This is a genomic window from Microbacterium sp. SCN 69-37 (genome assembly GCF_001724435.1).
GTDB lineage: Bacteria > Actinomycetota > Actinomycetes > Actinomycetales > Microbacteriaceae > Microbacterium > Microbacterium laevaniformans.
The window spans coordinates 1-24,071 of sequence record NZ_MEEL01000029.1; the positions used below are offsets into that span (position 1 = coordinate 1).

Sequence of the window (24,071 nt, forward strand, 5' to 3'; positions counted from 1 at the left end):
CCCCGCAGCACGTTCAACCGCGCCGTCCCGTCCGCACCCACACGGATGCGCACCATGTACTGGTCATCAGCGACACGACGCGTCACCGCACCGATGTACATCGCCTCGTTCACCTTGTCCACCGAGAACGACGTCGAGAACCGCGTCGCCGTCGAATCCAGCACCGCCGTATCCGCCGCCACCGTCGTCGCCTTCGGCAACGACACCTTCCCGACACCATCGGCCACCGAGAACCGCGTCGCCCCCGTGCGCAACGTCCACGCACCACCGGCATCCGCAGAACCCCAGCCCGACGCCAACTGACGCGCGAACGTGTCCGAGAACAACGGACCCGCCGCCACCGGACCCGACGTCACCGTCACCGCAGCAACACTCGTCGCCGTCGCCCCACGATCATCCGTCACCGTCAACGTCACCGAATACGTCCCCGCCGCCGCATACGCATGCGACGCCGTCACACCCGAACCCGTCGACTGGTCACCGAAGTCCCAGGCATACGACACCACAGAACCATCAGCATCCGACGACCCCGAACCATCCACCGACACCGACAACCCCGACACCGACGACACAAACGCCGCCACCGGAACCTGATTCGGCATCACCGGATCGACGAAGCTCGTCGTGGCGTTCGTCGCGCCGCGGTCGTCGGTCACCGTCAGGGTGATCGCCCGCGTTCCGCCGCCCGCATAGGTGTGCGAGGCGGTCGCGCCCGTCGCCGTGGCTCCGTCGCCGAAGTCCCACGCGTACGAGACGATCGATCCGTCGCTGTCCGCCGACGCCGAACCGTCGACCGAGACCGACAGCCCATCGACGGATGCGGTGAACGCCGCCGTCGGCGGCACGTTCGGTGCGACCACGACGACCTGCTGAGTCGTCTGCGCCGAGGCGCCGTCGTCGTCCGTCACCGTCAGCGAGACTGTGTACGTGCCGGCGCCCGAGTAGGCGTGCGAGGCCGTGACGCCCGCCCCGCTCTGGCCGTCGCCGAAGTCCCACGCGTACGAGGCGATCGTCCCATCCGGATCCACCGAGCCCGATCCATCCACCGAGACCGTCAGGTCCGACGTGATCGCCGAGATCGTCGGCACCGGCGTCTGGTTCGGAATCGACTGGCCCTGACCCACCGCGTAGTGCGCGGCGATCTCCGACGTGCTGAGCTCACGGCTGTACACGGCGGTCTCGTCGAGGGTCCCGATCAGGTTCGGGGAGGACGATCCCCACGTCGTATCGCCACCGACGCGCCAGTAGCCGGTGTAGTCCTGCGCCGCGGTCTGCGGGTTGGTGCCTCGTTCGACGCCGTCGACGAACAGGCGCATCCCGTCGGAGGCCTGCGTGGCCACCACGTGGTGCCAGGTGCCGTCGTTGTACGCCGTCGCGGTGGTGACCGTGTTGGTCTGGCCGGTCCAGGTGCCGAACACAAGCCGTCCGTCGTCCTGCATGTAGACGTGGCGGTCGTAGGCGCCCGATCCGCCCTTCTGGTTGCCACTGAATCCGATCAGTCGACCACCGCGGGTCGAGGTCGTCTTGAACCAGGTCTCCACCGAGTAGACGGTGGGGTTGGCGTAGGCGATCGCCGAGGCCGCAGTTCCACCGTTGGTGGAGGTGCAACCGATCTGCCACCACTGGCAGGTCGTCTGGCGGAACCGGATGCCGGTGCCGACGCCGCCCGCGAGCGCGCCCGCGTCGCCGCGCACATAGTCGCCGTCGAGCACGCCCGCGACGTCGTTGCCCGACGAGTCCGCCGTCGTCGCGCCGGCCGTGTCGTCGTAGCGCCAGTAGAGATCCGGCGACGAATTGAACACGAGCGCGCCGTAGGCGTCGGTCGGCGCGACCACGGGGGTCGACGTTCCACCGGCGGCGACGTAGTGCGCACGCACCGTCGCCGCGGGCAGGACGGTCGGATACACCGCCACGTCGTCGATGTCGCCCGCGAAGGTCGACGACGACGGCTGGGAGTCCCACCCGTTGATGTTGTCGCCGCCGACGCGCCAGAAGCCGGTGAAGGCCTGCCCGGAGGTGACGTCCGCCCGCTGAGCCACGCGCGAACCGTCGACGTAGAGGTTCATCCCGTTGGAGCCGAGGCTCGCGACGATGTGGTGCCACGTGCCGTCGTTGTAAGCCGACGCGCTGGTCACGGTGCGCACTCCACCCGGGTACACACCGAATACGATGCGCCCGTCGTTGGTCATGTACACGTGGCGGTCGTAGCTGCTGGAGTTGCCGGTCGCAGCGTCGCCGTAGCCGATGATCTTGCCGCCGGAGGTCGAGGTCGTCTTGACCCACGCCTCGACGGTGAACGTGTTCGGCGCAGCGCTTCGTGCGGTCGTTCCCGCGGATGCCCCGGCGAACGTGGTCGCCGTGTTGGTGTCGCCGGAGATGGCTCCGCCCGCACCGCGCGTGTAGGTGCCGTCAAGGGTGAGCGGGGATGCCCCGGCCCAGTCGATGACGCCGGCTCCCGAGGTCTCGCTCAGTCGCCAGAAGTTCTGGGCACCGCCGTCGATGACCGACTGCGCGTACGCGGAGAGGTTCTCCGAGGAGACCGTCACCGTGATCCACGACGACTTCGCGACGTTTCCGTAGGGATCCGTGGCGGTCACGCGGTAACGGTGCGAACTGCCGGGCGCCAGGCCGGTGTCGTCGATCGTCGTCGTCTGCGGCTCCCAGAACGGTGCGCCGATCTGCTTCTCCAGGATCGGGGTGGACGTCTCGGAGTCACGGAACACGCGGTAGGTCAGCGTGTAGTCGTCGCGGTCCCAGTTGGTCCCGAACGACAGGCGCACGCGACCCGAGGAGAACGAGATGACCGAGGGGTCCCACGCCGTGCCCGACAGGCGCGGTCCCTGCTTGTTCGGTGCGATCGTCCGCTTCGCGAAGCGGACGAGGCCGTACTGCTTGGTGCCGTTGACGCTGGGGAACTCCCCGCCGTACACGACGTAGTCGCTGTTGGCCGCCACCGACCAGACCGCCTGGCCCTGTCCGGTGTAGCTTCCGGGCGTGGTCTGCGGGAACCAGTTCAGCAGCTCGGGGCGCGGCGTGCCCGGGTGGTCGGGGTAGCCGTAGATGTCGCCCGTGTTGACGCCCCGGACATCCGTCGTCCACGCCGTGGCGTGGTTGAAGCTCCACGGATCCGTCTGCGGGAAGCCCCCGCTGTTGCCGCAGTAGTGCTTGTGGCTCGCCGAATAGGCGACGCCGTTCGCGACGGCGATGTCGTACGTGTCGCCGTGGCAGTCCTCGATCCACACGCGGCTGCCATCGGCCCAGCTACCGGCGAAGGTCCCCTCGAGGTTTCCGCCTCCGCCGTAGTGCCAGCCGGTCCCGTAGAACTTCGTGCCGTCGGTCGCGAGCGACATGATGCCCGACGACTCGCCGGCGTCGCGGATCTCCGTGTTCACGCCGAGCGGGAGCCCGGCGCCGGACTGACCGTCGGCGCGGTAGAGACCGTACCCCGGATTGTCGCTGCCGCCGACGGTGGTGAAGTTGCCCGAGATGACCACCTGCGTGCCGGTCGGGTCCGCGACGATGCTCTGCACCTGGCCGTTGTCGACCGGAACCGCGAACGGCAGCACGGAGGTGCCGGTCGGAACGAGCTTCGCGACGCGCATGCGCTGGGTGGAGCCGACCGCGGTGAAGTACCCGCCGACGTAGACAGCGTCGGCGGTGGCGTACACCGTCTTGCCGATGTTGTTCAGGCTCAGCGTGCCCGGCAGCAGCCCCCCGGTGGTGAGGTCGATGATGGCGAACCGCGAGCGGTTCTGGCCGTTGACCTGACTGAACGAACCGGTGACATAGAGCTTCTTGCCGTCCGGTGACGCCGCGACGTCGTTGATCCGGCCGTTGAAGGACGGGCTGAAGGAGCTCACCAGCGCGCCGGTGGTGACGTCGTACGCCACGATGTTGCCGCGCGCGGTGAGGTTCTGCCCCGCCGCCGACCCCGCCGGGCGGACGTTGGAGAACTGACCGGCGGCGTACACCGTCGTCCCGACGATCGTCTGCGCCCACACGACACCGTTGTCCAGCTGGAGCGTGGGCAACGCATCGGCGGAGACCGTGTCGGGAAGCGGCGCCGGCGTGTCCGCCGCCGCGGTGACCGACGAACCGTCTGCAGCCACAGCGGCGACCGGCGCCGTCAATGCGGCGGCCACGACCGCGGAACAGATGAGTACGGCTGCAAAGGCGCGACGGCGCCACGTCACAACGGACACGAATTTTCCCCCCGGAAAGCCGCACGGCGACCGTTGTCCCCATACGACGTGCGAATCGACCCACCCCATAGGGTCGCGCTCATCCTAGGGCAACTCGACGCGTCGAGCAATCGCGAGGTGGCCCCGAATGCGCGGGAGGTCAGCCTACGGATCCCTCGAAGGCGACGATCGGGTCGTCGATCGAGAGGTCGACGGCGATCTGCACCCGGTCTCGCTGGTCTTTCGGCACTTCGAAGACGAACGTCCCCGACGCCGTCTGCCCGGGCTCGACGCTGTCGGGGAAAGCCGCTCCCGCGGGCTTCGAGATCGGGTTGCCGGGCTGGAGGGGATCGCCGTACGACAGCGTCACCGTCGCGGTACGCAGGTCGATGGCATCCGCAGTGGTGTTGTCGACCTCGACCGTCACGCGCAACGCGGGGCCGGCGATCTCGCCCGGGACGACCGCTTCGCCCTCGACGGCCTCGATCGAGGTGACGCGCACGCCGGGGCCTGCGGGAACCTCGGCGGTATCGTCGAGCGAGACGGGCGGAAGGGTCTCCCGACCCGGTGCGGGGGCGTCGGTCGACGCCGGCGTGCCCGAGCCGGACGGCGCCGGAACGGATGCCGTGGGCGACGCCCCGGGGGACGTCGCCGCGCCGGAGGTCGCTGCCGGCGTCGGTGATGCCGCATCGGACGCGCCGGTCCGCGCGGCCATGACCCCAATGACGATTGCGATGGCCGCCACCACGACGGCCACAGCGCCGCCGATCAGCACCCGATTCCGTCGGGCGCGCGCTGTCGCGTCGTCCGCCCGGTCGGCGTCGTCACCCGAACTGTTCTCGGAACCACTCTCGGACATGATCCGCCCCCGCTCTCGTCATCCGCAGATCTTAGTGCCCGCTCCTGCGGGCATCGACGTCTGCGCGCCCACCCCCGCGCCCGCGATCGCGGAGGCGGAGCGCCGAGCGCACGCCCCGGATCCCTCCTCGCCACGGCGCCGCCGAGAAGAGGAACTGCTTGCGGCCGCCGCGGAGGAGGACTTCGCGGGCCGACGCCCAGATCGAGTCGCCCCATGCCCGGGCATCCTCGGCCGGAAGATGCTTGCGGGCGAACAGCATGCGGTTGCGGATGTTGTAGAAGTAGTAGTTCTCCGACTTGGCGGCCGCGCCGGCGGCGCGTCCTTGCGTGCCGCCCTCGTCGTGCACGGCGACCGCGTCGGAGGCGACCGCGAGCCGGGCACCGGCACCGACGACGCGCCGCGAGAAGTCGACGTCCTCCCAATAGAGGAAGTACTCCTCGTCGAAACCTCCCGTCGCCCGCCAGACCTCGACCGGGATCCACAGGCACGCGCCCGTCAGCCACTCCCAGCGCCGGGCGCCCGCGAAGCGCTCACGCTTGGCCCTGCCGCGCGTGACGCCGTCGTCGAGATAGAGGTCGGCGCCCTCGAACCATGTGGCGCCGGCGCTCGTCACGATGCGGGGCGCACAGACCGCGTCGTGTGTCGGGTCGGCGGCGCGCAGCCGCTCGACGCACCCCGGCAGCAGGATCGCATCGGGGTTCAGTACGACCAGATCCTGCACGCCCGCGCTGAGCGCCGCTTCGACGCCGGCGTTGACACCCCCGCCGAACCCGAGGTTGCGATCCGGTTCGACGACCCGCCATTCGTGGCGTCGCGCCAGCTCTCGCACCCGCTGCCGCTCGTCGGGGCCGGTCGGGTTGTCCACCACGACCACGACATCGGCACGTGCCCGGTCCGCCGATGCCACGAGGTTCTCGGCGAGCAGGTGGGCCGATCCGTAGTTCACGACGACCAGCCCCAGCGGTCTCGATGCGTCCACGTCAACCCGCTCGGCGCATCTCGCGGAACCACCTGACGGATGCCGCAGCGAGGAACAGTGTGCTCACGAGGGCGAGCGCGCCGTAGACAGGGAGGAACGCGGGGGTGCCCCACAGCGCAAAGCTCAGGCAGAGCATCCCGAAGTCGGTGGGCAGCAGAAGCAGCGAGCGCCGCACAGTGCCCCCACCGCGGGCGTGCGTGGAGGGGATGCCTCGTGCGCCCTTGAGCAGATCGTTCAGCAGCATCCCGAAGAACGTCGTCGTCGCCACCGCCGAGAAGCACAGCGGAAGCAGGAGGACGACCGGCGGAAGGTCGGGGACGAACCGGAACAAACCGATCGCCACGGCGAGATGCAAGGAGCTGATCTTCGCCGCATCCACGAAGTGATCCAGCCATTCGCCGGCGACACTGCCACCCCCGCGGAGCCGCGCGACCTGGCCGTCGGCGGAGTCCCACGCATACCCCAGCACCAGCAGAACTGCCACGAGGATGCCGAGCCACACACTCACCGGCACCGTCGCCAACAGCACGATCGCGGTGAAGGTGTGCAGCGAGCTGACAGCGGTGACCTGATTCGGCGTCAGACCCCAGCCGTGCGCGAGAGCGGCCAGCACCCGGCCGATACGGCGGTTCACGTAGACGGAGTAGGCGGGAGCGCCCCGCGCGTGACCCTTCTGCGCGGACCGCAGTGTCTTCATCGTCTCTCGGAACCCCTGCGTCGTCGCTGTCGCCATCACGCCGCGCCCTGCCTCTCGCTGCTCATGCTCTCAGTGCTGCCGATGTCGTCGCCGTAGAGGTGCCGGCTCCTTCCCACGGCTCCTTCCCACGCACCGAGACCGCGCGCGATGTCGCGTGCGCCGCGTGCGTCGGATCGGGTAGAGCCCGTCAGCCATCCGACGATGCGACGCAGCGCCCCGACGACGAGACGCGTGGAGCCGATGGCGGCGGCAGACGCGCGGACGTACCCACGCCGCGCCCGTGAAGGGCCAGCCAGGACCGCGGTGACCCGTGTGCCTGCGGCCTCCATCCCCCGCGAGCGCGCGAGCGCATACTCCCGCGTCCTCCGCTCGGCGGGCAGGTGGTCGAGCACCACGGCATCCGCGCACCAGACCATCAGCACCCCCGCCGCACGCAGTTGCGAAGTGAACAGAGAGTCCTCTCCGCCCGATCTGCCGAACCGTTCGTCGAATCGCGCGCCGACCCGGCGCACGTCGGCGAGCCGGAGGAGCAGGTTGTTGGATGCGGCGGACCCGATCGGGTCAAGGGTACGAAGGCCCTGCCGATGTGCGCGGGCGTAGAAGCCGCCCGCGACGATCCAGCGGTCGAGTCCGCCCGGCACGACGGTGCGCACCGGTCCCGCGACGACACCCGCGCCGGACGACTGCTGCGCGGCCAGGAGGCGCTCGAGCCAGGACTCTTCGGCGGGTGTCTCGTCGTCGTCGATGAACACCAGGATGTCCGCGTCGGCCGCTTCGTCGAGCGCGCGGTTTCGCACCGCGGCGAGACCCCGGCGCACTTCGCGGACATAGCGGACGGGCACGTCACCCGCGTCGGCGATCGCGGCGGCATCCCCGGCGTTGTCGATGACGAGCACGTCGACGGACGCGCACAACCCGCTGGCTCGCTCGATCACGGGAGGCAGTGCGGTCAGAAGCCGCGTGAGATCATGCGGCCGTCGATACGTCGGGATGGCGATGACGACGCGTGGATACGCACTGATCATCGACGCCCCCCGACGCACTCACGGAGCCCCGAGACCCCATCCCCTGAGAACAGTATGGCGCCTTCACCCGCCTCGCTGAACACTCCGTGTCGAGTAGGCTTCCTGGCGACGTTGGGGGACGGGCATGGATCGTACAGACATACCGGGCGGCGATCGGGGCGAATCGGGGGCATCGGAGCAGCACCACCCGCGCCGAAAAGTCCTCCTGAGCGCCTACGCGTGCGGGCCGAACTCCGGACCCGAGGCGGGCGCCGGATGGGAGATGGCGGTCGCCGCCGCACAGATGAGCGACGTGTGGGTCTTCACGCGCCCGCGGTTCCGGACCATGATCGAGGACGCCCTCGCCACTCAGCCCCAGATTCGCGAACACCTGCACGTCATCTATCACGACCCTGCCCCGTGGATCGTCAGGCTCAAGCGGCGGTCCTGGGACCTCTACTGGTTCTATCTCCTCTGGCAGCGCGGCATCTCGCGCCTGGCCGTCACGTGGCACGCCCGGGTCGGTTTCGACGTCGCCCACCACGTCACGTTCGCGAATGACTGGATGCCGGCCGGGCTCACCCGACTCCGCGGCGTTCCGCTGGTGTGGGGTCCCGTCGGCGGATCGAGCGGCCTTCCCATCCTGCGCCTCGCTCGCTGGCTCGGCCCCCGGGGGACGCTCACGGAGCTCGCCCGCGCCGTGTTCACGACGCCACTACGGGCGTGGGGCGGCCTTCCGTCGGCGCGCCGGTCGAGCGTCGTCGTCGCGCAGAACCCGCAGGTCGCCGGCTACTTTCGCCGCCACGGCGCGCACACGGTCGTCGAACCGAATGCGTGCCTCACCGCCCTGCCGCCGCGAGCCGCCGTCATCGATGAGAAGACCGCCGTCTTCGCCGGACGGCTCCTCGGTTGGAAGGGCGCCGCACTCGCGATCGACGCCGTCGGCCGCCCGGAGCTCGCCGACTGGACGCTCGAGATCTACGGAGACGGCTACGACCGGCGCCGACTTGAGCGTCGGGCCGCCGCCCGCGGAGTCAACGGGCGCGTGCGGTTCCACGGTCACGTCGACAGAGACCGCCTGTGGGAGGCAATGCGCACGGCGACGGTCTTCCTCTTCCCGTCGATGCACGACCAAGCGGGCTGGGTGGTCGCCGAGGCGAGTTCGATCGGATGCCCCGTCGTCTGCCTGCCGCTCGGCGGCCCCCCGGTACTCGCCGAGCCGAACGGTTTCGTCGCCGACATTTCCGGCGATGTGCCGCGCTCGATCGCCGAGCAGGTGCTCCGCGCTGCAGCGACGGGCGGGACGCCCACCGACCGCTGGTCGGTGACCCGCCTCCCGGCGATCGTCCAGGGCTGGTACGACCGCGCGACGGCGAGTGCGACCGCGGACGCTCCGACCCCCTCCGCCTCCGGCGACGACCGCGCACGCCCGCTGGCGATCCTGGAGTCGTTCCGCGAACCCAAGGACACGACCAATCCGTATATCACCCAGCTCTACCGGGCACTTCGCCGGTCGCGGGACGCCGAGGTGTCCGCATTCGACTACCGGAAGGCGCTGCTCGGCCGGTACGACGTCGTGCACGTGCACTGGCCGGAGCTGCTCGTCGGGGGCCACAAGGGCATCGGTCGCCTGACCCGTCGCTGCCTCACCGCGCTCACCGTCGCCCGATGGCGCCTGCGCTGCACCCCCGTCGTGCGGACGTTGCACAACCTCGAACGCCCTCAGGGGATCAGCCGTGTCGACCACCGCATCCTGGATCGCATCGACGCCCTTACGCGCCTCGACATACACCTGAATGACCACACGCCCGCACGGCCCGGCATCGCGACGACGACGATCCGGCACGGCCACTACCTGAACTGGTACGAGCGTTTCCCGACCGCCGAGCCGACGCCCGGTCGCATCCTCTATGTGGGACTCATCCGCCGGTACAAAGGGGTCGAAGACCTCGTCGACGCCTTCGTAGGCAGCGACCGCGCCGACCTGTCGCTGCACGTGGCGGGCAAGGCATCCTCCGATGAGCTGATCCAGACGCTGTACGAGCGTGCGCGGGACGATGCCCGCGTGACGATCGATGCGCGTTTCCTCTCGGATGCCGAGATGGTGGACGCCATCACCTCGTCCGAGCTCGTCGTGCTCCCCTACCGGCATATGCACAACAGCGGGACCGCTCTCGCCGTGCTGTCCCTCGGCCGCGCCGTGCTGCTGCCGGAGAACGAGGTCAATCGCGCTCTCGCGGACGAGGTCGGCCGCGGATGGGTGCATGTCTACACCGGCACTCTCTCGACCGAGGACATTCACCGGGCGTGGGAGGCCTCGCGATCACGCACGGGTCTGCCGGACCTGTCCGCTCGAGGCTGGGACGAAGCGGCCTCCGCCCACCTCGCCGCATTCCGGCGCGCCGCAAGAGGCCGCCGATAGAGTATCGTCGCGTGTGTGGGTCGGGGGACCCGCATCGAGCCGGGGGGCTCGGATCGGAGCGGGGGCTCCGATTTGAAGGTCAGTTGCTGGGGGGCACATGACTGTTCGCATCGGCTATGCCGCGGGGGCGTTCGACCTTTTTCACATCGGACATCTGAACGTGCTGCGTCACGCGAAGGAGCAATGCGACTATCTCATTGCCGGCGTGGTCAGCGACGAGATGCTGCGGGCGGTGAAGGGCGTCGAACCGTTCGTCCCGACCGCGGAACGCGCTGAGATCGTCCGCAACCTCCGCTACGTCGACGACGTCCATATCGAGGTCGTGCCCGACAAGCTCGACGTCTGGCGCGAGGTCAGGTTCACGCACTTCTTCAAAGGCGACGACTGGCGCGGCACCGAGAAGGGCGCGCGCCTCGAGTACGAGTTCGCCGCCGTGGGAGTGGAGGTCGTGTACTTCCCCTACACCGCCCACACGTCGAGCACGAAGCTTCGCCGCGCCCTCGACGCGGCTGTCGTCGCCGGCGAAGAACGGCGCGCCGCGCGCTCCGGGTCCGCATGATCGCTCGCGCGGGAGCCCTTCGATGACGCGGGATGCTCTCGACCTCTTCGTCGGCCAGGTGATCGGGCTGCTACCTGCGCGCAGCGCCGAGGGTGAAGACCCGGTGCGGGCGCGCGCCACAAGAATGCTCTTTCCTCGTGTCGGCGGGCTGCCCGTCGCACAGCAGACAAAGGCACCCCGGCCCCGCGTGTATTCGCTGATCACCAACGGAAGGGATCTGGGGGTGCTGACCGTAAGCGGCACCGAGATCCCGGTTCGCGTGCTGCCGCTCGACCAGGCCACACCCTCGGAGGCAACGGCCTTCCGGATCACCGAGATGGCGGGGCGCGCCCTTCGCATCCGCGGTGTAGCCGAAGGAGATTCGGCGGCCTGACGTCACGGAGGACGCGGCAGACCCCCCGAGCGGCGGGAATCTGCGACGAAAGTCGAAGAAAACCCCCGCCCACCCGGTCATTTCTGCTGCGTGACACCCTGTCCCCCTAGGATGAGCGCGGCGCGGGGGCGCGCCGTCCACCTTGGGGGTTGTTTTCATGGGTTTCGTGCATCGCCACCGCGGCCTCGTCCGCACATTCGCCATCGGATTGGTGCTGACCGCGACACTCGCCGTCGCCGGCTGCGCCACGGAGAACACGGATGCCGCGACGTCGCCGAGGCCGGTCACGCACACGCCCTCACCGACCCCGACCCCGCTCACCCCGTCCGAAGCACTCCTGGCGGCGCATGCCGATGTTCCGGGAGCGTGCGCGGTCAGCTTCGACATCGAGGGCGTGGCGCTCGACCCGCAGCTGCAGGTGCAGGACCGCCTGTACGACCACCTGCCGATCCCGCGGATGGCCGGCCGGGTCTTCGCGGGCTGGTACGCCGACGCGGCGACGGCGGCCGCGGCATCCGCCGATCCCGCTGCACATGCCGGCAGTCCCGCGACGCGGATCAACGGCTCGAGGCCGGTCGCCTGCACCGCCCACCAGCAGACGCTCTACGGCGCGTGGACGACGACGGATGCCGTGGCCGCCGCCAAGGCGCGCGTGCCGATCCTCATGTACCACCAGTTCACCGCGAAGCCCGAGGGCGAGTCCGGCTGGCTGCGCGGCAACTACGCGTACATCGAGGACTACCGCGCCCAGATGCAGTACATCAAGGATCAGTCCTTCTATCTGCCCACCTGGGACGAGCTGAGCGCGTTCATCGACGGCGCGCTCTACCTGCCCGACCATGCGGTGATCATCACCGATGACGACGCCGATCCGAGCTGGCTCACGATGGCCTCGCCGATCAACGAGCAGCTCCAGCTCATGGCGACCTCCTTCGTGATCACGGGCTCGGGGGTGCCGGCACAGAACCGCTTCATCCTGCAGCGGTCCCACACGCACGACATGCATCACGCGGGAGCCAACGGCAAGGGCCAGATGGTGAACCTGACCGCTCCCGAGATCGCCGCAGACATGACCGCCTCGGCGGCCGCGCTGGGCGGCGTCAAGGAAGTGATGGCGTACCCGTACGGGCACAACAACGAGACCTCGCACGAGGGCCTGCGCCAGGCGGGCTTCGAGATGGCCCGCACGATCGAACAGGGCTACGTCTCGGTGGGCAGCGACAAGCTCACCCTCCCCTGCGTGCGCATCAACTACGGCATGGGCGTCGCCGCTCTCAAGAAGCAGATCGGCTGAGGACCGTCGGTGAGCGGGAGCCAGAAGATGAGCGGGAGCCAGCAAGAACTGACAGAGCACGCACAGGAGTTGCCCAACTCCGCCTCGGTAGGCTGAGACGGTTCTGTCCCTGACCGATCGCGAGCGCATCCCCATGGATCTTTCCGTCATCGTTCCCACCTTCAACGAAGGCGGGAACGTCGCCGAGCTGGTCCGCCGCATCGGTGCGGCCCTCGACGACGTCGACTTCGAGGTCGTCTTCGTCGACGACTCCACCGACGACACGCCCGCGACCATCCAGGCCGTCGCCGCGGCCACGGACTTCCCGGTGCGCCTCATCCATCGCGACGAACCCGAAGGTGGACTCAGCGGTGCCGTGCTCGACGGCTTCCGCAACGCGCAGGCCCGCTGGTGCCTGGTCATGGACGGCGACCTGCAGCATCCGCCCGAGGACATCCCGCGCATGCTCGACCGCGCCGCCCTCGGCGACGTCGACATCGTCGTCGCCTCTCGCTACGTCGCGGGCGGGACGGCGGGCGGCCTCGCCGGCGCCACGCGCACCGCGGTCTCGCGGACCTCGACGCTGCTGACGAAGGCGATGTTCCCGCGGAAGCTCCACGGCTGCACCGACCCGATGACCGGCTTCTTCCTCGTCGACCGCGACACCGTCGATCTCGACGACCTTCGCCCGCGCGGCTTCAAGATCCTGCTCGAGATCCTCGCGCGCCGTCAGATGCGCATCGGCGAGATCCCGTTCGCGTTCGCGACCCGCTTCGCCGGTGAGTCCAAGGCCACCTTCAGCCAGGGCATGCGCTTCCTGACGCAGCTGGCGATGCTGCGCTTCGGCCGCATGTCGGCGTTCGCCCTCGTCGGCGGTGTCGGGGCGATCGCGAACCTGGTGATCATGTGGGGCCTGATCCACCTCGGCATGAACTACCTCACGGCCGCGATCATCGCGAGCGAAGTGACGATCATCGGCAACTTCCTGCTGCTCGAGTACCTCGTCTTCGCCGACATGCGCTCCGAGTCCGGCCAGATGTGGGTGCGTTTCCTCAAGTCGTTCGCGTTCAACAACGTCGAAGCGGTCGTGCGCATCCCGATCATCCCCCTGCTCGTGCAGGGCGCCCACATCCCGAGCGTGCTGGCCGCGGCCATCACCCTTGCGGCGGCGTTCGTCGTGCGCTTCGTCTATCACGCGCTCTGGGTCTACGCGCCGAAGAACAAGTCCACCTCCCGGGTGGCGACCCGGGGCGTCACCCGCGCGGCCGAGCGTACGCTGGAATCATGACCTCCGAGAACACCCCGATCACGATGTTCGGTGCCGATTGGTGCCGCGACTGCGTCCGTACCAAGAAGCAGCTCGACGAGCTGGGTGTGCCGTACACCTACGTCGACCTGGTCGCCGACCCCGCCGCGGCGGACGTCGCCCGCGAGATCTCCGGTCGCACGAACATCCCCGTCGTCGTCTACCCCGACGCCTCCCACCACGTCGAGCCGACCAACGCCGACGTCGAGGCGAAGCTGCGCGAGCTCTCCCTCATCTGAGGGGCGTCGGCGAGACGACGCGACATCGCGTCGCACCTTTTCGGGAACTGCGTCTCATCCGGTCGTAAGCTGGAGGCCCGCGCGCGAGCGCGACCACCGCTTCGAAGGAGAACGCCGTGACCGCAGAAGCTCCGAGCGCACCGAAACGGTCCACAGTCGCGCCCACCCTCGACGATGACGTGCGCGCCGATCTGGATGCCGCGATCACAGCTCTGCGCACAGGACAGCGCGCGTGGCGCGCACTCACTCTCGCCCAGCGGCGCACGTTGCTGCAGCGCGTGCGCGTCGCGACGTCCGCGGTCGCAGCGGAATGGGCGGATACGGCATCCGTGTCGAAGGGCCTCGCCCCCGGACACCCGCTCCGCGGCGAGGAGTGGCTGTCGGGCCCGTACGCGGCCATCGTCGCACTCGACGCCTACGCCGACACGCTCCGGGCTCTCGCCGTCGGACGCTCGCCGCTGGACGGCGTCCGTATCGGCGCGGCTCCCGGAGACCGCACGGTCGTGCACACCTCGCCGCTGTCGGCGACCGACGCCCTGCTGCTGTCGGGCTACGCCACCGAGGTCTGGCTGCAGCCGGGGGTGGATGCCGCGACGGCGCGCCGAGAGGCGGGGCTCGGCCAGCTCGATCCGGCGAGCGCGGGTGGCGTCGGGCTCGTGCTGGGTGCCGGCAACATCACCTCCATCCCGTACCTCGATGTGCTGTACGAACTGCTGGCGTCCAACCGTGTCGCAATGCTGAAGGTCAATCCGACGCAGGACGCGCTCGTGTCCGTCTTCGAGCGGGCGCTGGCACCGCTCATCGAGCCCGGATTCCTGCGGATCGTCCGCGGTGGCGGCGACGTCGGCGCCTACCTCACTCAGCATCCGGAGATCGACCACGTCCACATCACGGGGTCGGAGGCGACGTTCCGCTCCATCGTCTGGGGCCCGTCGCACACCCCCGCCGCCGCCGGTGCCGCCACACGGCGCCGCCGCGACGGCAGGCCGCTGCTGAAGAAGCCGATCACGGCCGAACTGGGCGGCGTCTCGCCGATCATCATCGTGCCGGGGAGGTGGTCGAACGCCGACCTGCGCTTCCAGGCCGAGCATGTCGTCACCATGCGTCTGCACAACAGCGGTCACAACTGCATCGCCGGGCAGGTCGTGCTGCTCTCGGACGATTGGGAGCAGCGCGACGCGTTCCTCGATGAGCTGCGCGCCGCGTACGACAGGGCGCCGTCCCGTCCGGTCTGGTACCCGCAGAGTCAGGGAAAGCTCGACGCGGCCCGCACCTCCTACCCGGATGCCGCGTGGTGCGGCGGCGGCACGCGCGCCCTCGTCGAAACGAGCCCGGCCGACGCCGGGGCCCTCGAGACGACGGAGTACTTCTCGCCGGTTCTCGGGGTGGTAGCCCTGCGCGGAACGGGCCAGGAGTTCCTCGACAACGCCGTGGCGCATGCCAACGAGCGCCTCGTGGGAACCCTCGGCGCCAACGTGCTGATCGATCCCGAGACGCAGAAGGCTCTGGGCGACGGGTTCGAGAGGGCGCTCGCCGACCTCCGCTACGGCACGGTCGCGGTGAACGCATGGACGGCCTTCGGCTTTCTCACACCGACCGCCACCTGGGGCGCCTTCCCCGGCGGCACCCTCGAGGACGCGCCCAGCGGCATCGGCGTCGTGCACAACGCCCTGCTGCTCGACCACGTCGAACGCACGGTCGTGCGGGGACCCTTCCGACCGTTCCCCCGCTCGGCGTCTTCGGCGATGCGGGGCTACGGGCTGTCGGTGCTGCCGAAGCCGCCGTGGTTCGTCACGTCGCGCACAGGCGCTGCCGTCTGCGAGGGCTTCACCCGCTTCCGCATCGACGGCAATCCGGCCAAGATGGCGCTCACCCTCGTCAAGGCCTTCGGCGCATGAGCCCGCGACGGGCAGCGACGGGCGGCGCCCCCGACGCCGACTACGTGATCGTCGGAGCGGGTTCGGCGGGCGCCGGGCTCGCGGCCCGACTCACGGAAGACCCCGCCGTCAGCGTGCTGCTGCTCGAAGCCGGCCCCACCGATGCCGCCCTCGAACTGCACGTGCCGGCGGCATTCTCGACGCTGTTCCGCGGTCGCTACGACTGGAACTACGACACGGTCCCCCAGCGGGAGCTCGAGGGGCGCACGATCTACTGGCCGCGCGGCAAGACCCTGGGCGGATCGTCATCGCTGAACGCCATGATGTGGATCCGCGGGTTCGCGGCCGACTACGACGCGTGGGCGGAGGCCGCCGGCGACACGTGGTCGTGGGACGCCCTCGCCGCGTACTTCGTACGGGCGGAGGCCACCCAGGACGCCGCCGATGCCACCCAGGGCACCGGCGGGCCGCAGCCCGTCGAGCACCAGCGCGACCCCCGACCGCACACGGCCGCGTTCCTCCAGGCGGCGCGGGAGCTGCGGCATCCGGTCACTCCGGCGAACCTCCCGACACGGCAGGGCTTCTCGCAGACGATGGTCACGCAGCATCGCGGAGCCCGGGCCTCGACCGCCGACGCCTACCTGCGCCCGGCGCGCAGGCGCCCGAACCTGCGTGTGCTCACCGATGCGCTGGTGCGGCGGGTCACCTTCGCCGACGACGACACGGATGCGGCGCCACGGGCGACGGGCGTCTACGTCGACCTCGGCGGCATCACCCGGCACGCCCGTGCCCGTCGCGAAGTCATCCTCTGCGGCGGCGCGATCAACACCCCGCAGCTTCTGATGCTGAGCGGCATCGGGCCCGCCGACCACCTCGCCTCCCACGGCATCCGCGTTCGCGTCGACGCGCCGCAGGTGGGCGAGAATCTGCAGGACCATCTGGTCGCCGGTCTCGCGCCCGCGGCGCGCGGGGGAACGCTCTACGGAGCGCGCAGGCCCGCCCAGCTCGCCCGCTACCTGAGCGCCCGGCGCGGCATGCTGAGCTCCAACGTCGCCGAAGCGTACGGCTTCGTGCGCACGGCCGTGGCCGATCGCACCGACGCGCCCGCCGACCTGCCCGACATCGAGATCATCTTCGCGACGGCGCCGTACGTCGGCGAAGGCCTGGTACCGCCGCCCGCGGAGGGCATCACGGTGGGCGCGATCCTGCTGCAGCCGCGGAGTCGCGGTACCATCCGCCTCGCCTCCAGCGACCCGACGGATGCCGCGATCATCGATCCCGCGTATCTGACCGACCCCGCAGGCATCGACGCCGAGACCCTGCGCGCCGGCCTCGCGGAGTGCGAGCGCCTCATCGAGGCCCCGGCACTGCGCGCCGTGACGACGGGCGGCTGGGTGCAGCCGGTCGGTGGCGAGCGGATGAGCGCGGCGGAGCGGATCGAGCTGTCACTGCGGCGCTACTCCCACACGCTCTACCATCCGGTCGGGACGGCGCGGATGGGGCTCGACGCGGCATCCGTCGTCGACTCCGACCTGCGGGTGCGGGGCGTCGACGGCCTGCGGGTCGCGGACGCGTCGATCATGCCGACGGTCATCCGCGGGCACACGAACGCGCCCGCCATCATCATCGGCGAGCGCGCCGCCGATCTGATCCGCGGCATCTGAGCGCACGGATCGGATCAGCGGGCGATCGAGATCAGCGCCCGGCGCGTCGCGGTCCGCCGTTCTGGCGGACGACGGAGCCGACCATGAGCTTTCCGCCGCCGGTGCCACCGCCGTGCGAGGCACGACGGCCGGTGGCGCGGGCGTTTCCGGATGCCGCGGGCTGCGCCGACCGCTCGGCAGGGCGGTGGTCGCGAGCAGGACGCTGCTCGCGCCCGGCGGCGGAGCGCTCGGCGGCCGGACGACCGGAACGGTCGGTGCGAGGCTGACCCGCCTGCGCTCCCTGACCGGCGCCGCGGCCACCACGGCCGCCCTGACCACGAGCGCCGCCCTGATTCTGGGCGCCTTCGCGCGCGGCGCGCTTGCGCTGTGCGTTGGCGCCCTGGCTGCGACCGCCGCCGCCCTGGCCACGGCCGGGCTGCTCGGCCTTCGGCGCGGGAGCGACATAGGGGGCGACCTCGCCGACGAGCGCGGTGACCTGGGGCGAGGTCGGCGTCACGGGCACGGGGGTCGCGGTGATCGCCGCCTTGCGGAGGAGGTCCTTGACGTCCTTCTCCTGACCGGGCAGCACGAGTGTGACGACCGAGCCCTCGGCGCCGGCGCGGGCGGTGCGGCCGGAGCGGTGCAGGTACGCCTTGTGCTCCATGGGCGGGTCGACATGGATGACGAGTTCGACGTCGTCGACGTGCACGCCGCGCGCCGCGACGTCGGTCGCGACGAGCACCTTGGCGGCACCGGAGCTGAAGGCGGCGAGGTTTCGGTCGCGGGCGGGCTGCGAGAGGTTGCCGTGCAGGTCGACCGAGGGGATGCCCTGCGACGTCAGCTGCTGCGCGAGCTTCTTGGCGTGGTGCTTCGTGCGCATGAAGAGGATGCGACGGCCGGTGCCCGAGGCGAGCGTACGCACGAGCTCCTTCTTCTCCTCGACGCCACCGACGTGGAACACGTGGTGGGTCATCGCGGCGACGGGCGAGTTCGCCTCGTCGACCGAGTGGAGCACCTCGTTCTGCAGGAAGCGCTTCACGAGCTTGTCGACGCCGTTGTCCAGCGTCGCGCTGAACAGCAGACGCTGGCCGTCGCGCGGGGTCTTGTCGAGAATGCGCGTGACCGAGGGCAGGAAGCCGAGGTCGGCCATGTGGTCGGCCTCGTCGATGACGGTGATCTCCACGGCATCCAGCTTGACGAAGCCCTGCGAGATGAGGTCTTCGAGACGGCCGGGGCAGGCGACGATGATGTCGACGCCGGCCTTGAGCGCGGCGACCTGACGGTTCTGGTTGACGCCGCCGAAGATCGTCGTGGTCGTCATGCCGTACGCGGCCGCCAGGGGCTCGAGGGTCGCGTTGATCTGCGTCGCGAGCTCTCGGGTCGGCGCCAGCACGAGCCCGAGAACGCGGCCGGAGCGGCGGGTGCCGCCGGCGAGCGGGCCGCCGAGGCGGGCCGCGAGCGGAATCGAGAAGGCGAGGGTCTTGCCCGAGCCGGTCTTGCCGCGGCCGAGCACGTCACGACCGGCGAGTGTGTCGGGCAGGGTGTCGACCTGGATGGGGAACGCGGTGGTCTTGCCGTCCTTCGCGAGGACGTCGAGGAGGGGGGCGGGCACGCCGAGCGCGCCGAAGGTGATGTCAGACATGGTGGTGTTTCTGGGCACGGGGGCCCGGATCGGTGGCCTCTGCGCGGATGCGCACAGGGTCGCCGTACGAAGAATGTCAGCCGATCATCCGGTCAGAACCGGGCGGCGAGGGAAGCGTTCTACGACGCGAGAGGCACCCGAGTGGTGCCGCAAGTGGTTCCAGCCTACCAGCGCCGCCGGTTCTCCGGCGGCGGAGCCACGGCATCCACCCCGCCGGTGTCCCACTTTCTGTCGCCCGCACCCCGCTCGGGAGACAGAAAGTGGGACACCCGCCGCCGAAAGTGGGACACGGCGTGCGGGAGTGGGGTGTCAGGTGGCGAAGCGGTCGGTCGCGGCGCGCAGGGCGCGGGCGATGCCCGGCTCGGATGCCGCGTGGCCGGCGTCGTCGACGACGACGAACTCGGCCTCCGGCCAGGCCCGGTGCAGATCCCACGCCGTCATGATCGGCGTGCAGATGTCGTACCGGCCCTGCACGATGACCGCGGGGATGCCGCGGATCGCGCCGACGTCGTCGATGAGCTGCCCTTCGCGCAGCCACCCGCCGTGCATGAAGTAGTGGTTCTCGATGCGCGCGAACGCGACCGCGGTGGCCGCATCGGTCATCGAGGCGACGAGGTCCGGGTCGGGATGCAGCGTCAGCGTCGACATCTCCCACGTGGTCCACGCGATCGCGGCCGGCTCGTGGACGGCGGGATCCGGGTCGGTGAGCCGGCGATGATACGCCTCGATCAGCCGCGAGCGCTCCAGAACCGGGATCGGTGCCAGATAGCTCTCCCACCGGTCGGGGAAGATCGCCGCGGCGCCCCCCTCGTAGAACCATTCCAGCTCGTGCCGCCGCAGGGTGAAGACGCCGCGCAGGACGATCTCGCTCACGGCATCCGGGTGGCATTGGGCGTAGGCCAGCGCGAGCGCCGAGCCCCACGAGCCGCCGAAGACCTGCCACGTCTCGATGCCGAGGTTGCGTCGCAGCAGCTCGATGTCGGCGACCAGGTGCCAGGTGGTGTTGAAGCGCGGGTCGGCGTCGGGCGCGCTCATGTGGGGCGTGGACTTTCCGCAGCCGCGCTGGTCGAACAGCACGATCCGGTACTTCTCCGGGTCGAAGAACCGCCGGTGCCACGGGGAGGTGCCCGAACCGGGACCCCCGTGCAGGAACACGACCGGCTTGCCGTCGGGGTTGCCGGACTGCTCCCAGTAGACGCGCTGCCCGTCGCCGGCCAGCAGGTATCCGCTCTCGTACGGCTCGATGTCGGGGTAGAGGATGTCGTCCAGGTGGGCGGGGCCGTTCACAGTTCTCCTCCCGACACCGAGAAGGTGTCACAGGCTCCGAGCCCGTTCTGATACCCCGCCGTGAACCAGCGCTGCCGCTGGGCGCTCGAGCCGTGGGTCCAGGTCTCGGGGTTGACGCGGCCCGACTGGGCCTGGATGTTGTCGTCGCCGACGGTGGCCGCGGCGTCCAACGCGTCGCGCAGTTCCGCGTCGGTGGGCCGCTGGAGGTAGGCGACACCGTTGACGTCCTTCGCCTCCGTCGCGTCGGCGATCCACGCGCCGGCGTAGCAGTCGGCCTGCAGTTCGGTGCGCACCCCGTTGCTGGCCGGGCCGGTCCCGTCGTTCGGGTAGCGGTCCATGATGCCGGTCAGCTGCTGGATGTGGTGACCGTACTCGTGGGCGAGGACATACAGCTGGGCGAGGCTGCCGGCCTGCGCGCCGAACTGGCTGCGCAGCACGCCGAAGAACGTCGGGTCGACGTAGATGGTCTCCTCGGGCGGGCAGTAGAACGGGCCCGTCGCGTTCGAGGCGGTGCCGCAGCGGGTCGAGGCGGCACCGTCGACGATGATCAGCTGCGGCGCACGGTAGCCCTGCACGTGCGTGGACCAGTACCCGTCGAGCGCCTTCTGCCCGAAGACCAGGCGGCAGTCGTCGTTCGCGTTGGCGTCCGCGCCGGTGTCGCAACCCTGGATCGCCGAGTCCTGCGCGGTGCCGCCGGCGCCGCCGAGCAGGCTCGTGACGTCGCCGCCGGTGAAGAGGATGAGCAGCAGCACGGCGATGCCGCCGAGCCCGGCGAGACCGCCGCCGGCGACGGCTGCGGTACCTCCCCCGCGGCCTCGTCGCCGTGCGGTCGTGCCTCCCAGCTCTGCATTGCTGTTGAACGTCATGCCCCACCGTATCGTCCCGTGACGCGTCGCCGTAGGCTCGAGACATGGATGCCACGACAGTCACCGTGACCGGGGCCGGCGGACAGATCGGCTACGCGCTGCTGTTCCGCATCGCCGCCGGCGACATGCTGGGAGCCGGCCGCCCGGTGCGACTGCGCCTGCTGGAGATCCCCCAGGGGCTCAAGAGCGCAGAGGGCGCGGCGCTCGAGCTGCAGGACTGCGCCTTCCCGCTGCTCGCCGATGTCGAAATCACCGACGACCCGCGCATCGCCTTCGACGGAGCGAACCTCGCAATGCTCGTCGGGGCGCGCCCGCGCGGCGCCGGCATGGAGCGCGCCGACCTGCTCGCGGCCAACGCGGGCATCTTCGGACCGCAGGGCGCGGCGCTCAACGAGGTCGCCGCCGGCGACATCCGCGTCCTGGTGGTGGGAAACCCCGCGAACACGAACGCGCTGATCGCCGCGGCGGCCGCGCCCGACATCCCGGGCGAACGCTTCGCCGCACTGACTCGGCTGGATCACGATCGGGCCCTCGCCCAGCTCGCCGCCGCTCTGGAGGCGCCCGTGGCGGCGGTGCAGGGCGTCGCCATCTGGGGCAACCATTCCGCGACGCAGTTCCCGGACGTCGCCCACGCGAGCGTGGACGGTCGTCCGGTGCTCGACGCGCTGGCGGAGAAGCTCGGCGGGGCGGATGCCGCGGCATCCTGGCTCGACGACGTCTTCGTGCCCCGCGTCGCCAAGCGCGGGGCGGAGATCATCTCGGTGCGCGGCTCGTCGTCGGCGGCCTCCGCGGCCAACGCCGCGATCTCCCACGTCCACGATCTCGTCCATGGCACGGCGAACGAGTGGACCTCGGCGGCGGTGCTGTCGCACGGCGAGTACGGGGTGCCGGCGGGGCTGTACTCCTCGGCACCCGTCACGAGCGATGGCACGGCTTTCCGCGTCGTGGAAGGGCTCGACCTCGACGCTCGCGGCCGCGCCCGCCTGGACGTCTCCGTCGCCGAGCTCGTCGCCGAGCGCGACGCGGTGCGGGCCCTCGGCGTGATCTGAGCCGACCGTGACCGACCTCACGTGGCTGATCGCCGGCATCGCGGTCATCGGCGTCTCGACGGTCCTCGCTCGCCGACTGGGTGTCGCCGGCCCGCTCATCCTCGTCGCGATCGGGCTCGTCGCCTCACTGCTGCTGCCCGAGTTCTCGGTGCCCCCGGAGCTGATCCTCGTCGGCATCCTGCCCCCGTTGCTGTACGCGTCTGCGGTGCGCCTGCCGGCGATCGAGTTCCGCCGCGACGCCGTGCCGATCGCCGGACTCGCGGTCGTCCTCGTCGTCATCAGCGCCCTCGCGTTGGGAACGCTGTTCTTCTTCGCGATCCCGGGATTGAACTTCGCCCTCGCGGTGGCCCTCGGCGCGATCGTCAGCCCCACGGATGCCGTGGCCACCTCCATCGCGAAGAAACTGGGCATCTCCCCGCGCGTCATCACGATGCTCGAGGGCGAGAGCCTGCTCAACGACGCGACGGCGCTCGTGCTGCTGCGCAGCGCCGTCGCGGCATCCGCAGCAGGATTCTCGCTGGGGAGCACGATCGGCGCCTTCGCCTGGGGCGTGCTCGTCGCGGTCGTGATCGGCGTCGGGGTGGGCCTGCTGACCCTGCGGGTGCGGCGGTGGATCGGCGAGCCGGTGGCGAACACCGCCGTCGGCTTCATCGTCCCCTTCGTCGCCTACCTGCCCACGGAGCACCTCGGCGGGTCGGGACTGGTCGCGGCGGTCGCCGCCGGCATCACCGCCGGCCAGGGCGCCGCGCGATGGTCGACTCCCGAGCAGCGCGTGTCGGACGAGCTGAACTGGCACACGCTCGAGCTGCTGCTGGAGGGCGCGGTCTTTCTCATCATGGGGTTGGAGTTGCGCGACATCGTCAGCGCCAACGTCCAGAAGCACAGCGGTGTGGGCGTGGGGATCGGCCTCGCCCTCGCCGCCCTCGCGATCGTGCTCGCGGTGCGGGCGCTGTATGTGTCGGGGCTGGTGACGCTGATCGGTCGTCGCGCCCGCCGGATGCAGCGCGACAGACTGCAGGCCTTCAGCGATCGGCTGGACGCCTTCGACGTCGAGAAGGGCGACCTCCGCGACCTGCGCCCGCAACCGGGCGAGAACCCGAACGCGGCGCCGCGCCGCGGCGGACTCGTCCGCCGCACGACCGGTCGTGCGGCGGGGACGCCGGATGCGGCGTCCGCTCAGCGCCGGGTCGAGGGTGTGCGCGCCCGCGTGGGACGCGTCCTGAACGACATGGACTACTACCAGGCATCCCCGCTCGGCTGGAAGGAGGGCGTCGTCATCGTCTGGGCCGGGATGCGGGGCGTCGTCACCCTCGCCGCCGCGCAGACGCTCGACCCGGAGACGACACCCGCCCGCGAGCTCCTGATCCTCATCGCTTTCGTCGTCGCGCTCGTGAGTCTGATGGTCCAGGGCCTCAGTCTGCCGTGGGTGATCCGCATGCTGCGCATTCCGTCGGCCGCCGGCGACGGCAGTAGCAGCGAGGAGGCCGAGCGTCTCGCCGACGAGCTGCGGGAGGCCGCGCTGGCGCACCTGCGCACACCCGGGCTCGCCGATTCCTCGGGCCAGCCGTTTCCGCCCGAGGTGCTCTCCAAGCTCGCCGAGCGCATGAGCAGCCCTCCGATCGAGGCGCCCGAGATCAGCACCGCGAGTGTCATCGACCTGCGGATCTCTCTGATCGAGGCCATGCGCGAGCGTCTCGTCGACGTGTCGAGCGAGGGGTCGTACTCCTCCGCAACGCTCCGACACGCTCTCGCGCAGCTCGACGCCGACCAGCTCAGCATCCAGCTGCGACGCGACCCCGACGACTGAACCGGATC

The 24,071-nt window shown here is 70.4% G+C and carries 18 protein-coding genes; 10 read left to right on the top strand and 8 right to left on the bottom strand.

The annotated features are described in order from the left end of the window. From ABS64_RS08415 to ABS64_RS08435, 5 genes are all read right to left on the bottom strand, one after another. Nucleotides 1-4,202, bottom strand: a 4,202-nt coding sequence (locus tag ABS64_RS08415; RefSeq protein ID WP_292682727.1) for a PKD domain-containing protein, incomplete at its 3' end; no start/stop codon positions are given. Nucleotides 4,203-4,341: 139 nt separating this feature from the next. Then, the gene (locus ABS64_RS08420; RefSeq protein WP_036284396.1) at nucleotides 4,342-5,040 is read right to left on the bottom strand and encodes a DUF4352 domain-containing protein; all 699 of its coding nucleotides are present in this window, start codon (nucleotides 5,038-5,040) and stop codon (nucleotides 4,342-4,344) included. Nucleotides 5,041-5,071: 31 nt separating this feature from the next. Beyond that, entirely contained in the window at nucleotides 5,072-6,019 is a 948-nt protein-coding gene (locus ABS64_RS08425; protein ID WP_051498703.1) for a glycosyltransferase family 2 protein, read from the bottom strand. Nucleotide 6,020: 1 nt separating this feature from the next. Then, the gene (locus ABS64_RS08430; protein ID WP_036284392.1) at nucleotides 6,021-6,752 is read right to left on the bottom strand and encodes a CDP-alcohol phosphatidyltransferase family protein; all 732 of its coding nucleotides are present in this window, start codon (nucleotides 6,750-6,752) and stop codon (nucleotides 6,021-6,023) included. Beyond that, nucleotides 6,752-7,741, bottom strand: coding sequence for a glycosyltransferase family 2 protein (locus ABS64_RS08435; protein WP_036284389.1), 990 nt, complete (start codon nucleotides 7,739-7,741; stop codon nucleotides 6,752-6,754). The genes ABS64_RS08430 and ABS64_RS08435 overlap by 1 nt, the downstream gene beginning before the upstream one ends. Nucleotides 7,742-7,865: 124 nt before the next feature. Between ABS64_RS08435 and ABS64_RS08440 the strand changes: the two genes are divergently transcribed. The 8 genes from ABS64_RS08440 (at nucleotide 7,866) to ABS64_RS08475 (ending at nucleotide 17,433) form a co-directional block, all read left to right on the top strand. Next, nucleotides 7,866-10,142 carry a glycosyltransferase gene (locus ABS64_RS08440; RefSeq protein ID WP_292682739.1) on the top strand — a complete coding sequence of 759 codons (2,277 nt, stop codon included), beginning with the start codon at nucleotides 7,866-7,868 and terminating at the stop codon, nucleotides 10,140-10,142. Between the two features lie 97 nt (nucleotides 10,143-10,239). After that, the gene (locus ABS64_RS08445) at nucleotides 10,240-10,701 is read left to right on the top strand and encodes an adenylyltransferase/cytidyltransferase family protein (protein ID WP_005054525.1); all 462 of its coding nucleotides are present in this window, start codon (nucleotides 10,240-10,242) and stop codon (nucleotides 10,699-10,701) included. Nucleotides 10,702-10,723: 22 nt separating this feature from the next. After that, nucleotides 10,724-11,074, top strand: coding sequence for a hypothetical protein (locus tag ABS64_RS08450; RefSeq protein ID WP_292682743.1), 351 nt, complete (start codon nucleotides 10,724-10,726; stop codon nucleotides 11,072-11,074). A gap of 157 nt (nucleotides 11,075-11,231) precedes the next feature. Next, nucleotides 11,232-12,368, top strand: coding sequence for a polysaccharide deacetylase family protein (locus ABS64_RS08455; protein WP_292682745.1), 1,137 nt, complete (start codon nucleotides 11,232-11,234; stop codon nucleotides 12,366-12,368). Nucleotides 12,369-12,501: 133 nt separating this feature from the next. Further along, nucleotides 12,502-13,635 carry a glycosyltransferase family 2 protein gene (locus ABS64_RS08460; RefSeq protein WP_292682748.1) on the top strand — a complete coding sequence of 378 codons (1,134 nt, stop codon included), beginning with the start codon at nucleotides 12,502-12,504 and terminating at the stop codon, nucleotides 13,633-13,635. Continuing rightward, entirely contained in the window at nucleotides 13,632-13,892 is a 261-nt protein-coding gene (locus ABS64_RS08465) for a glutaredoxin family protein (protein ID WP_036284379.1), read from the top strand. Before ABS64_RS08460 ends, ABS64_RS08465 begins: the two co-directional genes overlap by 4 nt. Nucleotides 13,893-14,008: 116 nt before the next feature. Beyond that, complete coding sequence (locus ABS64_RS08470; protein ID WP_036284376.1) at nucleotides 14,009-15,790, top strand: aldehyde dehydrogenase family protein; 1,782 nt, start codon at nucleotides 14,009-14,011, stop codon at nucleotides 15,788-15,790. After that, on the top strand, nucleotides 15,787-17,433 hold the full coding sequence (locus ABS64_RS08475) for a GMC family oxidoreductase N-terminal domain-containing protein (protein ID WP_036284406.1): 1,647 nt from the start codon (nucleotides 15,787-15,789) through the stop codon (nucleotides 17,431-17,433). The genes ABS64_RS08470 and ABS64_RS08475 overlap by 4 nt, the downstream gene beginning before the upstream one ends. Nucleotides 17,434-17,464: 31 nt before the next feature. Here ABS64_RS08475 and ABS64_RS08480 read toward each other — a convergent pair whose 3' ends face one another. The 3 genes from ABS64_RS08480 to ABS64_RS08490 form a co-directional block, all read right to left on the bottom strand. Beyond that, nucleotides 17,465-19,054 (bottom strand): DEAD/DEAH box helicase, encoded by a 1,590-nt coding sequence (locus tag ABS64_RS08480; RefSeq protein ID WP_036284374.1) that lies wholly within the window; start codon nucleotides 19,052-19,054, stop codon nucleotides 17,465-17,467. A gap of 309 nt (nucleotides 19,055-19,363) precedes the next feature. Next, nucleotides 19,364-20,341 carry a prolyl aminopeptidase gene (pip, locus tag ABS64_RS08485; RefSeq protein ID WP_081767936.1) on the bottom strand — a complete coding sequence of 326 codons (978 nt, stop codon included), beginning with the start codon at nucleotides 20,339-20,341 and terminating at the stop codon, nucleotides 19,364-19,366. Continuing rightward, nucleotides 20,338-21,207 (bottom strand): neutral zinc metallopeptidase, encoded by an 870-nt coding sequence (locus tag ABS64_RS08490; RefSeq protein ID WP_061681050.1) that lies wholly within the window; start codon nucleotides 21,205-21,207, stop codon nucleotides 20,338-20,340. Before ABS64_RS08490 ends, pip begins: the two co-directional genes overlap by 4 nt. 44 nt (nucleotides 21,208-21,251) lie before the next feature. Here ABS64_RS08490 and ABS64_RS08495 point away from each other — a divergent pair, with 44 nt between their 5' ends. Both ABS64_RS08495 and ABS64_RS08500 read left to right on the top strand, forming a co-directional pair. Next, nucleotides 21,252-22,256, top strand: coding sequence for a malate dehydrogenase (locus tag ABS64_RS08495; RefSeq protein WP_288120392.1), 1,005 nt, complete (start codon nucleotides 21,252-21,254; stop codon nucleotides 22,254-22,256). Between the two features lie 7 nt (nucleotides 22,257-22,263). Next, nucleotides 22,264-24,063, top strand: coding sequence for a sodium:proton antiporter (locus ABS64_RS08500; protein WP_292682760.1), 1,800 nt, complete (start codon nucleotides 22,264-22,266; stop codon nucleotides 24,061-24,063). Nucleotides 24,064-24,071 lie beyond the last annotated feature (8 nt).

Coding starts and splice junctions, on each gene's coding strand:
- ABS64_RS08450 (WP_292682743.1), top strand. CDS start 10,724: ATGACGCGGGATGCTCTCGACCTCTTCGTCGGCCAGGTGATCGGGCTG.
- ABS64_RS08460 (WP_292682748.1), top strand. CDS start 12,502: ATGGATCTTTCCGTCATCGTTCCCACCTTCAACGAAGGCGGGAACGTC.
- ABS64_RS08435 (WP_036284389.1), bottom strand. CDS start 7,741: ATGATCAGTGCGTATCCACGCGTCGTCATCGCCATCCCGACGTATCGA.
- ABS64_RS08480 (WP_036284374.1), bottom strand. CDS start 19,054: ATGTCTGACATCACCTTCGGCGCGCTCGGCGTGCCCGCCCCCCTCCTC.
- ABS64_RS08465 (WP_036284379.1), top strand. CDS start 13,632: ATGACCTCCGAGAACACCCCGATCACGATGTTCGGTGCCGATTGGTGC.
- ABS64_RS08440 (WP_292682739.1), top strand. CDS start 7,866: ATGGATCGTACAGACATACCGGGCGGCGATCGGGGCGAATCGGGGGCA.
- ABS64_RS08430 (WP_036284392.1), bottom strand. CDS start 6,752: ATGGCGACAGCGACGACGCAGGGGTTCCGAGAGACGATGAAGACACTG.
- ABS64_RS08420 (WP_036284396.1), bottom strand. CDS start 5,040: ATGTCCGAGAGTGGTTCCGAGAACAGTTCGGGTGACGACGCCGACCGG.
- ABS64_RS08445 (WP_005054525.1), top strand. CDS start 10,240: ATGACTGTTCGCATCGGCTATGCCGCGGGGGCGTTCGACCTTTTTCAC.
- ABS64_RS08455 (WP_292682745.1), top strand. CDS start 11,232: ATGGGTTTCGTGCATCGCCACCGCGGCCTCGTCCGCACATTCGCCATC.
- ABS64_RS08490 (WP_061681050.1), bottom strand. CDS start 21,207: ATGACGTTCAACAGCAATGCAGAGCTGGGAGGCACGACCGCACGGCGA.
- ABS64_RS08475 (WP_036284406.1), top strand. CDS start 15,787: ATGAGCCCGCGACGGGCAGCGACGGGCGGCGCCCCCGACGCCGACTAC.
- ABS64_RS08495 (WP_288120392.1), top strand. CDS start 21,252: ATGGATGCCACGACAGTCACCGTGACCGGGGCCGGCGGACAGATCGGC.